Source organism: Pseudomonas sp. 9.3L (genome assembly GCF_058536285.1).
In genome coordinates this window covers 1,771,569-1,785,551 of record NZ_JBZUBK010000001.1, presented here as the reverse complement: position 1 = coordinate 1,785,551, position 13,983 = coordinate 1,771,569, and the positions used below count along the sequence as shown (strand labels likewise).

The following is a 13,983-nucleotide window of genomic DNA, read 5'->3' as shown; positions in this document are numbered from 1 at the left end:
AGGTAGCAAAGGGCTACGTGGGGGCCGCAAAGTAACAAAAAGTTTATGTTCGTGTAAATAAGAACGATTCGCTCTCTTGTTTTAATTAACTCATCGCCGCCTTTCCCGACTTTTTACGGTTAATTCCAGGGCTTTTTGCATATCCAGCCTGGCCGAGCGGCCAACGTCAGGGTGATGCAGGTCGAAATTGCGCTCAGAAGGTAGGATCGGCGCAGTGAGGTCTTCACCGTCCACTCGCTCGAAATCGTCGTCGCCCCCCACAGGCAGGGCACTGCGGCGCAGTAAGATGCGCAGCTGGCGTGGGCTCAGGTGAGGGTTGATGGACAGCATGGCGGCTACGGTCCCGCTCACCATGGGCGTGGCAAAGGAGGTGCCGCAATGCACGGTTCCCTGCTCGTCCATGCCGGGGTCAACCCCATGAGTACAGGCTGCGGCGGCGATGTCTACACGTCGGTCCAGATTCGAAGAGGCGCGCCGGGTCGCGTAGTCGGGGCGCTCAATCGCAATGCCGGGTTGATCGCTACGCTGATGCCCTCCAACTACCAGCAACTGGTCAGTGGTAAAGGATGAAGGCAGGCGGTACTCATCCAGGCCAGCGGCCGCGGCTGCGTTACCGGCCGAATTGATCACCACCACGTCAGGGTGCTTGTCCCGGAGCCAGCGGAAGAACTCTTCTAGCAGCTCTTCATAGCCCGCCATGGCCAGCCCGGAGCGCACCTGGGTGTCGGCAGCCTCGCCCGCTACCGTACGCGTGCCGATACGGTGCAGCCCCCAGCTCCAATTGAGCACCCGTGCGCCGTCTTCCACCAAGTTGACAGAGGCTGCCACGTTGGCGGTGACGCCCGCATCGGAGTCACGTTCTACGATCACTTCGAAGCCTTTGCTTACACCCTCCAAGCCTCGCAGAAACCCGGTATTGCCGCCTTTTTGCCAGTGGGCCATGAGCACTCCGGCCACGGTTGAGCCGTGGGCTTGAGGCGTAAGTGCATCCCGTGCATACAAGCAGGTACGGGGCAACGCGCACGCACCGAGGTATTCAGCAAAATCCGGCGAATCGAAATCCACATTGCGCTCGATGATGCCAATTTTGATGGCCGTAGGGGCGACTTCCGCGCCGCGGGCAGCGACCCGGCGGCGGTAATAGTTAACAGCGTCGGCAAAGCGGTTAGCGGCCCATTCATCGCCACCGGTGGGTACCTTGGGCGCTTCGTGCTCAGCGTCCTCGGCGGAGGTTTCCTCCACGACAACGGCATCCACGCTCAGCTCATGGCTCAGGCGCAGTAGCAATGCGTCTCGCTCGATCAAGGTCTTGACGGGCAAGCGCAGTTGCCAGGTGTTGAGTGCAGGAATTCCCCCCACCACGTTGGCACCGTACTGTTCGGCCAATTGGCGTGCCTGTTTGAGGCCAGCGTAACGCTCTTCGATCACTACGCTGACGAGGTTCAGGTAGGTGTCCAGACCCTCAGCATTGGTGACCACTTCGTTGGGTTTGGCTGCAATCACATGGTTGCCTGCCATGCTCAACCACACGTTGTTGCTGGCGCGGCCGCTTTGCTCTAGCCGCAACGGGCCGCTAGTGTCCTTGCCGGTTTGCAGCGTAAGCCGCAAGTGGTCGCCGTCGCGCTCCACGGCCTTCATTGCGTTACCCACCCACAGGGTGAGGGGCCCGTCGTCGAGGCCTCGCGCCTTGAGGCAAAACACCTGACGTTGAGTGTCCAGCAGGTCACCGCAGCGTTCGAGCTGCTCCAGACGCAACGGGGTATCGGCCTGCGCATCTGCCGCGATGGCACTGAGGGTTAAAAAAAACAGCCAACGTCGTTCCATGAGAGGCCTTCTTCGTTTGCTGGTGTGACCGTACGCCACGTAGCTTGGTTCAGCCTCCCAGCTCACGGCTAAGCCCATGCGCCGTGGCCTGCACGGTGGTAACGAGGGCCTGCATACGCGCCAGGGGCATGTAGGGCACGGTACTGGCCACGCTGATCGCAGCCACGATGCGCTGGCTGGCATCACGCACCGGCGCCGCAACGCAACGGATTGAGGGCTCGTTGTCTTCGAGGTCAAACGCATACTGCGCGGCCACGTAGCCCTGCATCCGTTGGAGGAACGCCGGCCAGCCCGGCTCTACCCGCCCCGCCCACACCGCAGAAGGCGCCGGTTGCTCCTCGAACAGGCGTTGCCATTCCGCCTCGGGGCTGTCCAACAACAGCGCCTTGCCGATACCTGTCCGGGTCAACGGCATGCGCAGCCCTACCCTGGAGCGCATTTCCGGGCCGTTACGCCCAGGGTTTTTGTGCAGGTACAGCACCTGGTCGCCTTCGCGCACTGCCAGGTGCACCGTATCCCCGGTCAAGGCAGACAGTTCGTTCAGCCAGGGTGCTGCCAGTGTTGGCAGGGGCAGGTCGTCACGGGCCTGAAAGCCCAGCTCGATCAGCTTCGGCCCCAGGCGGTAACCATTGACCGCGCTCAGGCGCAGGTAGCGTTCGTCTACCAGGGCGCTGGCCAGCCGGTGCGTGGTGCTGCGCGTGGTACCCACGCAGGCGGCGATAGCCCTGAGGTCATGGGCGCCGGCGGCTACCGCCTGGATAACTGCAAGCCCCCGGAGCAGGGTCTGGGTGCCGCTGGGCACGGCCTTGGGAGTATCGCTGGACATCATGAGTAGGCCCTGGCCTGAAAAGCAGCGCGCATTATCGGCGGCACGCCACGCACCGTCACCTGTGCCCTAGGCGCGGATACGCTCCACCTTACCTACTAGCACCACGTAGCACAGCGCACCCACCAGGGCCGTACAGGCCACGTAGGTGATCGCGGGGGCGAAGGATGCACCCGTGGCCAGCAGGCCAATGACCACCGGCGTGACGATGGCTGACAGGTTACCGATGAAGTTGAACATGCCACCGGTAAGCCCCAACAGCCGTTCGGGGGCCAGCGTGGATACCAGGGACCACGTAATGGACGCTAGGCCATTACCGAAGAAAGCCAGCGCCAGGCACGCGATGACCATAGGCGTGGAGTCGAACCAGTTGGCTCCGATGATGCTGGTAGAGATCAGCAGGCCGGCAATGATCGGCAGCTTGCGCGCCAGGCCGATACTTGCGCCCCGCCGAATCAACCAGTCGGAAAACAAGCCAGAGCACAGCACCCCAAAGAAGGCGGCGAGGAAGGGCACACCGGCCAGCCAGCCGGACTTGAGAAAATCCATGCCCCGGTATTTCACCAAGTAGGTGGGGAACCAGGTCAGGAAGAACCACAGGGTGGAATTCAGGCAAAACTGGCCGAGGTAAATGCCCCATAGTTTGCGCTGGGTCAGGACGATCTTCAGGTCACCCAGGTCGATCCCGCGCGCCTTGGGCGTGCGGGCCATGTCTACCAGGCCGCCGCCCTCTTTGATAAGGGCCACTTCGGCAGCATTCGCGCCGCGAAACTCCTGAGGCTCACGGTAAAGGACGTACCAGGCAAGCGCCCATACGATGCCCACGCCCCCGGTCATCACGAACACCATGTGCCAGCCATAGGCTTGCTGCAACCAGGCCAGCACCGGCGTCAGAAATGCAAGCCCTACAAACTGCCCGGAGGTGTACACGCCGATGGCCGTGGCCCGCTCCCGCTCTGGAAACCAGGTAGTGACCACGCGGCTGTTGATCGGGTACGCCGGGGCTTCCAGCGCGCCTACCGCCATGCGCAGCACGAACAACGCGATAAAGCTGCCCACAAACCCCAGTGCTACCGTGGCCACCGACCACAGCAGCAAGGCCACGCTGTACAGAATGCGCGGCGGTACCCGGTCCACCAGCCACCCGCCGGGGATTTGCATGGCGGCGTAGGTCCAGCCGAACGCCGAGAACACCAGGCCCACGTGGGCCGGGTCCAGGCCTAACTCGGCGGTCAGTGCGGGCGCTGCGATGGACAGGTTTGAGCGGTCCAGGTAATTGATAACCACGGTGATGAATAACAACACCATGATAAAAAACCGCTTGCGGCTGGGGCGTGCCAGGGCGGTGCTGGCCCCCAGGGGGCGTGCTGCCTGGGTCTGCATGGGCGAAGCCTCTTGTTGTTGTGGGGCTCAGGTCATCGAGTTGTGCGGGCGCCGCTTACCATTCAGCGAAGCTACCGTCGGCGTGACGCCAGATCGGGTTACGCCAGCGGTGGCCGATGGCGGCACGCTCTCGCACGTAGGCTTCGTTGATCTCGATGCCCAGGCCCGGCCCGTTGGGGATCTTCACAAAGCCCTTGTCGTAGTCGAACACCTCCGGCTTGTGCACGTAGTCCAACAGGTCGTTGCTTTCGTTGTAATGAATGCCCAGGCTCTGCTCCTGGATGAAAGCGTTGTAGCAGACGGCGTCCAGTTGCAGGCAGGCCGACAAGGCAATGGGGCCCAGTGGGCAGTGCAGCGCCAGGGCGACATCGTAAGCTTCGGCCATGGCGGCGATCTTGCGGGTTTCGGTGATCCCACCGGCGTGTGAGGCGTCGGGCTGAATGATGTCTACATAGCCTTCACTGAGAATGCGCTTGAAGTCCCAGCGCGAGTACAACCGCTCACCCAGGGCGATGGGCGTGCTGGTGAGCGGCGCCAGCTCTTTGAGGGCTTCATAGTTCTCGCTGAGCACCGGCTCTTCGATGAACATCAGCTTGTAGGGGTCGAGTTCCTTGATAAGCACTTTGGCCATGGGCTTGTGGACCCGACCGTGAAAGTCCACACCGATGCCCACATTCGGCCCCACGGCATCGCGCACGGCCGCCACGCTGGCCAGGGCGCGGTCTACTTTCTCGAAACTGTCAACGAACTGCATCTCCTCGGTGCCGTTCATCTTCACCGCTGTAAACCCGCGGGCCACGGCTTCTTGAGCCGCCTTGGCGGTTTCGGCAGGGCGATCGCCGCCAATCCAGGAGTACACACGGATCCTGTCGCGTACCGGGCCACCCAGCAGGTCGCTCACTGAAACGCCCAAGGCCTTGCCTTTGATGTCCCACAGGGCCTGGTCAATACCTGCCAGGGCGCTCATGTGTATCGCCCCGCCCCGGTAGAAGCCGCCTCGGTACAGCACCTGCCAGTGGTCCTCGATATGGCGAGGGTCTTTGCCCACGAGGTAGTCGGCCAATTCCTCGACCGCGGCGGCCACGGTATGGGCGCGGCCCTCTACCACCGGCTCGCCCCAGCCGCAGATGCCCTCGTCGGTTTCGATTTTCAGGAACAACCAACGGGGAGGGACGATAAAGGTGCTCAGTCGGGTGATTTTCATCGCGAATCTCTTGTTATCAGAAAAAATGACCAGGCAGCGATGGCTTAGCGCGTCGATCGCCAGCCCTGCGTGTAGGCATCGGCACGCAGGCGCACCTCTGCTGCGGACAGGCCCGGCTTGAACAAGCCCGAACCCAGCCCGAACCCCGCTACCCCTGCCGCCAGGAAAGGGCCCATGTTGTCGGCTGTGATGCCGCCTACGGGTATCAGCGGCGTGCCTTTGGGCAGCACCGCCAGCAGGGCGCGCACCACCGCAGGTGTCAGGGCTTCGGCAGGGAACAGCTTGAGAGCGTCCGCCCCCTCCTCCAAAGCGGCGAAGGCCTCCGTGGGGGTCATCACGCCTGGGGCCAATTGCAGACCCGCGGCCTTGGCGGCGCGCAGCACCTTGCGATCACTGTGCGGCATCACGATCAGTTGCCCCCCGGCATCACGCACGGCCAGTACGTCTTGCTCGGTGAGCACCGTACCGGCGCCAATCAGGCAGTCGGCGGGCAACCCGTCGCGCAGCGCGTGGATACTTGCCAGTGGCTGGGGAGAGTTAAGCGGCACCTCGATCACCCGCAGGCCACTGGCGTATAACTGTTCCCCCACCGCAAGGGCTTCCTCGGGGCGCAGGCCACGTAGGATCGCGATCAAGCCGTTTATGGCCATGGCGTCTTTAAGCAACATGCCTTATTCCTCTTGAAGGGTTAAACCAGGCCGGCGGCGGCGGCCAGCAACCACAGGCCGCGCTCGGTCGCCTGGGCCGCAAGGCTGACGTCGTCGACCCCGCAGGCGCGAAGTGCCCGTTCATACCGCTGGCAAAGGGCAGGGTTGCCCACTAAAACGATCCGCCCGCCCGGCTGCGATAACGCAGGCGTGCGGGCATACAGCGCACCGGTTTCGTGGCCAATCATCAGCCCTGAAAGGTAGTCGGCCTGTTCGGTGGGTGCGAGCGCCCCCGTCAACCCGAGGGTGCGCGCGCTGAAGAGTGTAGAGAGCACGCCCAATTGGCCCGCCGCTGAAAGCGCTACGGCCACACCTCGGTCAAAGGCCTGAGCCTCAAAGCCTTGGGCCGGGCGCTGTGTGCGCGCCAGGATGGTATGCGCACAGGCAGCTGCATACAGCTCGCCGGTCATGAAGGTATCGAAATGCTGGATGGCGCCCTGCGTGGCCTGTACCCACTTGCTATGGGTACCCGGCAAGCCGATCAGCGTAGGCAGCGCATGGTTGCCCTGCGCCAGAGCATCGAGCAGCCCAAGCACCTGGGTTTCTTCGCCTCGCATCACATTGGGCAGAACGCCCTGCTGCAACACGCCGGGAATGATATGCAGCTGCCCGCCGTCACTGAGCGGGATGGCCACCAGGTGCTGCGACAATCCCCCTGCATCGGCAGGTGCGGGGCAGTACGGGGCTTCACGCCAGCCTTGGGCGCTGCCAATCATGCCGCAACCGATCAAGGGCACGGCCGGGGCGGTGCTGCGCCAATCACCGCAGGCCTGGGCGAGTGCTTCGTCAAACCGCTGGCCTTCGACCTGCATGATGCCCAAGGGTAGCGCTCGTTCATCCAGCACCTTACCGCGCTCGCCGAAGCGATACGCCCTGAGCGAAGAAGTGCCCCAGTCCAGCCCGATCAATATGGTTTGCATCGGTTTACCTATTGTTCTTATGCGCCGCGAATAGTCTGACTATATACGCGCCTACGCCTAAATCTCAATATGTAATTCCAAATCCCACATTATGGGAATTCTGCCGACGCTAGCAGTTGAAACCACGCCGCCCTTGCAAGCCACCGGTATGAACGAACACGAGTCGCGTGCCGCGCTTAATCTGCCCTGCCTCAACGGCCTCTCGTAATGCAAACAACGCCTTGGCGGTATAGAGGGGTTCAAGCGGTACCCCACTCCAGCACTCGCAGTCATGCATGAAGGCAATCAGGGTGTCATCGGCCTTGCCAAAGCCTCCACGGCTAGCGGGGTGCCACTGAACACCCTGTTCGCCCACCAGGGCCGCAACATTGGCCTCGGCGCCATGACCTTCCGGCACCGCAAGCGCGCCGTGCACAGGCCGCCTGCCTGCCTCACCTTTCACCAGCCCTGCCAGCGTGGTGCCGGTGCCTGCCGCCAGCCACCAGGCATCGAACCCTGCCCAGCCCAGCGTAGGGAGTTGTGCCTCAGCCAGTGCCACGAGGCCGGCGCAGCTGTCCAGGCTGCGTGAACAGGCGCCGCCTTCAGGAATGGCCAGCATGCCGGGATAACGCGCCAGCCACGGTGCCCAAAAGCCCGGAGCGTGGCGCGCTCGATAGCCGCCATAGCCCAGCCAGTGCACCGTCATGCCCCAGGTAAGCAGGTCGTCCAGGGTGGCGGTAGGCGTAGGGTTGCCGCGCAGCAGGCCTACGGTGCGAAGGCCTTCCCGCTGGCCAGCCGCCGCCAGCGCGTGCAGGTGATTAGACCAGGCCCCGCCCAGGCTGATCAGGCCGGGAGCGCCGGTTGCCCGGGCGTCGTCCAACCAGGGGCGCAGCTTGAACCACTTGTTGCCACTCACCAGCGGGTCGATCAGGTCCAGGCGCAGGATCGCGGCCTGAATGCCCGCGTCGCTTAGCCATGGCAGGCACAAGGGCTGCAGCGGTGGCAGCAGCCTGCCAGAGATAACGGTCACAGCGCTGCCGCCAGCCGTGCCCCCTGGTTGATGGCGCGCTTGGCATCCAGCTCGGCCGCGACGTCCGCGCCACCGATCAAGTGCACGGGCAGGCCCGCTTCGCGCAAGCCTTGCTCCAGGTCACGTAACGGATCCTGCCCGGCGCAGATCACCACGTTGTCCACCTCAAGGCACCGCGGCTCACCACCAGCCACGCGGATGTGCAAACCCTGGTCGTCTACCTTCAGGTACTCCACCGCGTTAAGCAGGGTGACCTGCTTACTTTTAAGGCCAGCCCGGTGAATCCAGCCCGTGGTCTTGCCCAGGCTGTCGCCGACCTTGGTGGCCTTGCGTTGCATCAGCCAGACCTGCCGTGCAGGCGCGCCTACCTCAGGCGCTATCCCCGCCACACCCCCGCGGGCGCGCAAGGAAGGGTCGATCCCCCATTCACGCCAAAAGGCCTCCGGGCTCAGGCTGCTGGCTGCGCCCTGATGTACCAGAAACTCGCTGATATCGAAGCCGATACCGCCGGCGCCAATCACCGCTACCCGCTTGCCAACCGGCCGGCGACCGAGCACCACGTCGAGGTAATTCATCACCATGGGGTGATCCACCCCCTCGAGGAGCGGCACGCGCGGCACGATGCCCGTTGCCAGAATCACTTCATCGAACCCGCCTGCTAGCAGGGCTGCCACCGTCACGCGATGGCCCAGCTTGACGGTAACCCCGGTGGTACTCAGCTTGCGGTCGAAGTAACGAAGGGTCTCGGCAAACTCCTCCTTGCCTGGGATACGCCGCGCTACATTGAACTGCCCGCCGATGTGGTCAGCCGCCTCGAACAGGGTGACCTCATGCCCACGCTCCGCCGCCACCGTGGCTGCGGACAGCCCCGCCGGCCCGGCGCCCACCACCGCGATGCGGCGGGCCGCCTGGGTGGGCAGGTAGAGCAACTCTGTTTCGTGGCAGGCCCGTGGGTTGACCAGGCAACTGGTGAGCTTGCCCGCAAAGGTATGGTCCAGGCAGGCCTGGTTACAGGCGATACAGGTGTTGATTTCGTCGGCGCGACCCAGGGCGGCCTTGGCCACGAAGGCGGGGTCGGCCAGAAACGGCCGTGCCATCGAAACCATGTCTGCATTGCCCTCAGCCAGCACCCGCTCTGCCACATCCGGGGTATTGATGCGGTTGGTCGTAATCAAGGGCACCTTCACCGCACCGCGCAGCTTGGCAGTCACCTGCGCGAACGCAGCGCGGGGCACTTTGGTGGCAATGGTGGGGATGCGTGCTTCATGCCAGCCGATCCCAGTATTAATCAGCGTGGCCCCAGCGGCTTCCACGGCCTGGGCCAGCGCTACCACTTCAGGCCAGTCGCTCCCGCCTTCAACCAAGTCAAGCATGGACAGGCGGAAGATGATGATGAACGCCTCGCCCACTGCCTCCCGCACCTGACGCACCACCTCTACGGCCAGGCGCATGCGATTGGCATAGCTGCCGCCCCAGCCGTCGGTGCGCTGGTTAGTACAAGCGGCCAGGAACTGATTGATGAAGTAACCTTCCGACCCCATGATCTCTACGCCATCGTAGCCTGCACGCTGGGCCAGGCGCGCGCAGTTGACGAAGTCGGCAATCTGCTTTTGAACACCCGCTTCGTCTAGCGCGTGAGGCATGAAGGGGTTGATCGGGGCCTGTAGGGCGCTCGGCGCGACCAGGCTTGGGCTGTAGGCGTAACGCCCGGCGTGCAGAATTTGCAAGCAGATCTTGCCGCCCTCGGCATGCACCGCATCGGTCACCACGCGGTGCCGCTCGGCCTCCTCGGCCGTGGAGAGTTTGGCCGCGCCCTTGTACACCCCGCCCTCCTCATTGGGCGCAATGCCACCGGTGACCATCAGCCCCACCCCGCCCCGAGCGCGTTCTGCGAAGTACACGGCCATGCGCTCGAAACCGCCTTTCACTTCTTCAAGGCCGGTGTGCATAGAACCCATCAGGGTGCGGTTACGTAAGGTGGTGAACCCCAGGTCGAGCGGGGCCAATAAATGAGGATAGTGTTCCGTGGTCATGGTAGCTCCAGCAGCAGGCGCGGGGTGGCTCAACGCGGCCCCTCCGGTTATGGCAGCGACAGTAAAGAGCGCACGGCCCACACTCAATGACCGAAACTAACAAGTCATTGATCCAAATAAACAGGGTGATACCCTATGGGTCACTGTTTTCTGCTGTGTCTGGCCTGATATGCGCAAACTCGTTGTACTCGTCTGCCTTACTACCCTGTTAGTGGGGGGCGCGGCATACGCCTGGTGGGCCGCCCAACGCCCGGTGGCCCATTACCTGTCTGACCTGCGTATCGAGCTATTGAGCGATCAGGGGCAGGCCCGTGATCGGGGCAATGTACTGGGGCTGCAACCTCGCATGGCACCGGCCGACTATCAGAGCGCGCACCGCCTGCAGGTAAAGTTCGAGGCTTACCTGCGCCAGGCGCGTGCCCAGGGCCTGCTCACTTCCAAGACCATCGTGGTGCTGCCCGAACATGTAGGCACTTGGTTATGGTTGAGCGGCGAAAAAGACCAGGTGTACCAGGCAGACCACCTAGAGGCTGCCAGCGGGTGGCTGACCCTGAGCAACCCCCTGCCGTTTCTTCAGGCGTGGCTCAAAAGCCATGGCCACCATCGCTTCCCCGAAGCCCAGTTGCGGATGAAAGCCCAGCGCATGGCCGAGGACTACCAGCGGGTCTTCGGAGGCTTGGCGCACCAGTTCGGCATTACGTTGATAGCCGGCTCCATCATCCTGCCCGAGCCGCAGTTGAAGGCCGGCCGGCTCATCGTAGGGGATGGCGCGTTGTACAACGTGGCGGTCAGCTTTGGGCCTGATGGCAAACCCTTGGCAGCGCCGTTGCGACAGCACCAAGTGCGCTTTCGCAGGTTTTTGAGCGCAGGGCCTGCGCTGGCGGTACAGCAAGTGCAGACACCGGCAGGCCCAGTGGCCGTGGCGTTGGGTGAAGACGCCTGGGCGCCCGAAGTGCAGGCCTGGGTGCACCAGGCGAACGTCAGCGCATTGGCAGTGCCCGCATTCCTGGCAGGCCAGGTGGGGCAGACGCCTGCGCCGGGTGGATTGCCGTCACTGACCAGCGCAGCGCCAGCCGGCATGGTGGTGTACCTGCACGGGCGGTTCTGGAGCCGGGTGGGTGCCGGTGAGGGGTACAGCTGGCGGGCAGCGGAGCACGCCCACCCCAGCCAGGCGGCCATGGGTGCGGGCATGTTGAACCTGTGGCTGTGAGTACAGCCCAGGTGCGCTTAGGGGATATCTCGGTAGGCTTTCTTCAGGCCCTGGCAGCGGCGGTCCGCCAGCATGGCCTGGACCCTGAGCCCTTGTTGCATCGTTACGGCTTTGACCATGCCCGCCTGGCACAGCCGGGGGCCAGGCTGTCCATCGCGCGGTATATGCGCCTGGGGCATGCCGCGATCCAGCTGACCGCTAACACGGCCTTGGGCCTAACGATGGGGGGCGCAGCGCGCCTGGCCCATGCAGGGCTTGCCGGCATTACGGCCGCCCAGGCGCCCACGGTACGGGAAGCCGCACGCGCGCTGATCCGCTTCGAGCCGTTGTACGGCGTGAACTACCGTGGGCAGTCCAGCTTTGAGGAGGACGCACAGGGGGCATGGTTGAACTTCTACTCCATCAGCCCCTACAACACGTACAACCGCTTCGTGGTCGATTCCGTGCTCAGCGGCTGGTTGCGCCAACTGGAAACCGTGGCCGGCTGCCCACTGCGGGCGCAGCGTATCGACATCGAGTGTACGGCGCCCGCCTATGCCGCCCTGTACGAGCCGTTGAGCGAGACGCCTGTGCAGTTTGCCGCAAGCACCAATCGCCTGCGCCTTGGCCACGCGGCGCTAGGCCTGAGAAACCTTGAGCACTGCCCCAGCACCTGGCATCAGTTGCTGCGTTTGTGCGAGGAGGCCCTGGCCCGGCAAACCCGCGCCCGCAGCCTGACCGAGCGGGTGGCGAGTTTGCTTGGGCCGCTGCTGGAGGGGCGGCGGGAGCCCGACCTGGAGCATGTAGCGGCACGTTTGAAACTTCCGGCCTGGACCTTGCGCCGCAAGCTTGCCGAAGAAGGCACAGGGTTTCGAGACATCCTCAACCAGACTCGCCGCGACTTGGCGATGGCCTACATCCGTGACACCGAGCTGAGCCTGGGGGAAATAACCTACCTGCTGGGGTTTACCTCTACCGAAGCCTTTCAGCGCGCCTTCAGGCGCTGGTCTGGGCAGCCGCCAGGTGCGTATCGGCGAGCCTGCAAGGCCGAGCGCGCAGGGGAGGCACCGCCTGGCGCATGACCTGTGTCATCGCTTTAAGGGGCAGGCTCGGGGCTGATTGGCGCCGGCTCGGCTGGAGGCGCCAGCGGCTCTGGCGCTTCGCTTGGCGCGATCACCGTGGGGGCTGGCGCCTCCGGGGCCGGGGCGCTGGTGGCGGGCTCTGGTACACCGAGTTCGGGCTCGACCTTTGCAGGCGCAGGTTGTGCGTCCCTCGCTGCCTTGGGCAGGAAGCTTTCTACCAGGCCGAAATAGCGTTCGTAAAACTGAGTGGCCGAGACGGTTTCACTGGCCACCTTCACCATGGAGTCGTCCGTAGAGCCAATAGGCATGGACACCGAGCCCAGTACCCCTACCCCCAGGCTTGCAGAGTTGTTCACCTTCTTGAGCGCGTAACGGTCCTGCAAAGCGTTGGCAAACATGGTGGAACGGTGGCCGCTGTCGCTGTCTGGGGCGCAGACCACGTTGAAGGAGATCTCCAGGTGCGTATCGCCGTTTTGCTGGAAACTCTTGTGCCCGCTCACCAGCTTGGGGTCGCTGCTGGTGATGATGTACCCCTGGCTCAGTAGCGCTCGACGCGCCGCTTCGCAGGAGGCCACGTCGCTGACCGGATAGGTGCGCGAAAACGTTCCGGAGTCGTCGAAGTGTTCATGCTCATAGATCGCTTGTTTGGGCGAGGCGCAGCCTGTAGCGGCGACCAGGATCATAGCCAGTACGGCCTCTCTGAACGGGAGGGCGTTGGCGATGGTGTTGAACATTGGCTTAACCTGTTGGGCAATCAACGGGCGAGAAGCGTGCCATACGGCAGCGGCCCCGACCGTGAATCTGAAATGAAAGACGGCGATTTTACTACAGCCCAGGCAGCGGTAGCACCCAGGCGGCGAGCGGTATCGTATAGTGCCCCTTTTTCTGGAGGACCGGCCATGTCCCGCCGACTGATGCCGTCGATCACCGCCCTGCAGTGTTTCGAAGCGGCCGCTCGGCACTTGAGCTTCACGCGGGCGGCTCAAGAGCTTCACCTGACACAAAGCGCCGTCAGCAAACAGGTGGCGCAGCTGGAAGAGATGTTGCGCCACCACCTGTTCCAGCGCGTGCGCAGGCGCCTGCAGCTAACTCCGGCAGGGTCGCTGTACCTGGCCGAGGTGAACAAGATCCTCACCCAGATCGACATGTCCAGCCGCTATATCCTGTCCTACGGCGCGGAAACCGAGGTGCTGCGTATAGCCACCCAACCCACCTTCGGCGCTCGCTGGCTGATACCCGCCCTCAAAGGCTTTGGCAAGCGCTACCCGCAGATTCACCTGGAGATCAGCAACGCACTGGAGCCTTTCGATGTGTCCCAGTCGCGGGCAGACGTGGCTTTCTTCTTCGGCCAGGGCACGTGGCCAGGCGCGACATGCCTGCCTTTATTTCAGGAGGAAGTGGTGCCGGTCTGCGCACCCGACCTGCTAGCCGAACACCCACTCGCGCAGGCATCGGATTTGGCAAGCGTGGTGCTGTTGCAATGCACCTCTCGTCCTGAAGCCTGGCACGAATGGTTCCTTGCCCTGCACCTGCATTCGCCCAACAGTTACCACGGGCCACGCTTCGACACCTTCTATATGTGCATTCATGCCGCAGTGGCCGGCTGCGGTGTAGCGCTGGTGCCCCGTTACCTTGTGGACGATGAACTGGCCTCAGGCAAGCTGGTAATTCCGGTCGATGCCGCCATGCCCAGCAACGGCGCGCATTTCATTGCCTATGCCGAGCATGCGGCGGACGTGCCCAAAGTGCGGCACTTCGTCGACTGGATCGTTGCGCGAACCCCAGCACAAGGCGCCTAAACGCCAA

12 protein-coding genes are annotated in these 13,983 nt (G+C 63.6%); 3 read left to right on the top strand and 9 right to left on the bottom strand.

All coding sequences use genetic code 11. The features are described from left to right. Positions 1-90: 90 nt before the first annotated feature. From AC4LE2_RS08090 to AC4LE2_RS08055, 8 genes are all read right to left on the bottom strand, one after another. On the bottom strand, positions 91-1,824 hold the full coding sequence (locus tag AC4LE2_RS08090) for a S8/S53 family peptidase (protein ID WP_491825262.1): 1,734 nt from the start codon (positions 1,822-1,824) through the stop codon (positions 91-93). A gap of 49 nt (positions 1,825-1,873) precedes the next feature. After that, positions 1,874-2,650 (bottom strand): IclR family transcriptional regulator, encoded by a 777-nt coding sequence (locus tag AC4LE2_RS08085; protein WP_491828088.1) that lies wholly within the window; start codon positions 2,648-2,650, stop codon positions 1,874-1,876. Positions 2,651-2,719: 69 nt separating this feature from the next. Continuing rightward, positions 2,720-4,033, bottom strand: coding sequence for an MFS transporter (locus AC4LE2_RS08080; protein WP_491825261.1), 1,314 nt, complete (start codon positions 4,031-4,033; stop codon positions 2,720-2,722). Between the two features lie 55 nt (positions 4,034-4,088). Then, the gene (dgoD, locus tag AC4LE2_RS08075) at positions 4,089-5,237 is read right to left on the bottom strand and encodes a galactonate dehydratase (RefSeq protein ID WP_491825260.1); all 1,149 of its coding nucleotides are present in this window, start codon (positions 5,235-5,237) and stop codon (positions 4,089-4,091) included. A gap of 44 nt (positions 5,238-5,281) precedes the next feature. Continuing rightward, positions 5,282-5,902 carry a 2-dehydro-3-deoxy-6-phosphogalactonate aldolase gene (locus AC4LE2_RS08070; RefSeq protein WP_491828087.1) on the bottom strand — a complete coding sequence of 207 codons (621 nt, stop codon included), beginning with the start codon at positions 5,900-5,902 and terminating at the stop codon, positions 5,282-5,284. A 23-nt stretch (positions 5,903-5,925) separates the two neighbouring features. Then, a complete protein-coding gene (locus AC4LE2_RS08065) occupies positions 5,926-6,864 on the bottom strand; it encodes a 2-dehydro-3-deoxygalactonokinase (protein WP_491825259.1) in 939 nt (312 codons plus the stop codon). A 109-nt stretch (positions 6,865-6,973) separates the two neighbouring features. Next, entirely contained in the window at positions 6,974-7,864 is an 891-nt protein-coding gene (locus AC4LE2_RS08060; protein WP_491828086.1) for a 1-aminocyclopropane-1-carboxylate deaminase/D-cysteine desulfhydrase, read from the bottom strand. 5 nt (positions 7,865-7,869) lie between these two features. Then, positions 7,870-9,906, bottom strand: coding sequence for an FAD-dependent oxidoreductase (locus AC4LE2_RS08055; protein WP_491825258.1), 2,037 nt, complete (start codon positions 9,904-9,906; stop codon positions 7,870-7,872). A 169-nt stretch (positions 9,907-10,075) separates the two neighbouring features. Here AC4LE2_RS08055 and AC4LE2_RS08050 point away from each other — a divergent pair, with 169 nt between their 5' ends. Together AC4LE2_RS08050 and AC4LE2_RS08045 are read left to right on the top strand one after the other, a co-directional pair. Next, positions 10,076-11,116 (top strand): carbon-nitrogen hydrolase family protein, encoded by a 1,041-nt coding sequence (locus tag AC4LE2_RS08050; RefSeq protein WP_491825257.1) that lies wholly within the window; start codon positions 10,076-10,078, stop codon positions 11,114-11,116. After that, complete coding sequence (locus tag AC4LE2_RS08045; protein ID WP_491825256.1) at positions 11,113-12,177, top strand: AraC family transcriptional regulator; 1,065 nt, start codon at positions 11,113-11,115, stop codon at positions 12,175-12,177. The genes AC4LE2_RS08050 and AC4LE2_RS08045 overlap by 4 nt, the downstream gene beginning before the upstream one ends. Before the next feature lie 14 nt (positions 12,178-12,191). Here the strand turns inward: AC4LE2_RS08045 and AC4LE2_RS08040 are convergent, their stop codons facing one another. Beyond that, a complete protein-coding gene (locus AC4LE2_RS08040; protein ID WP_491828085.1) occupies positions 12,192-12,899 on the bottom strand; it encodes a DUF2242 domain-containing protein in 708 nt (235 codons plus the stop codon). 177 nt (positions 12,900-13,076) lie between these two features. Here AC4LE2_RS08040 and gcvA point away from each other — a divergent pair, with 177 nt between their 5' ends. After that, entirely contained in the window at positions 13,077-13,976 is a 900-nt protein-coding gene (gene gcvA, locus AC4LE2_RS08035; protein ID WP_491825255.1) for a transcriptional regulator GcvA, read from the top strand. Positions 13,977-13,983: the final 7 nt, after the last annotated feature.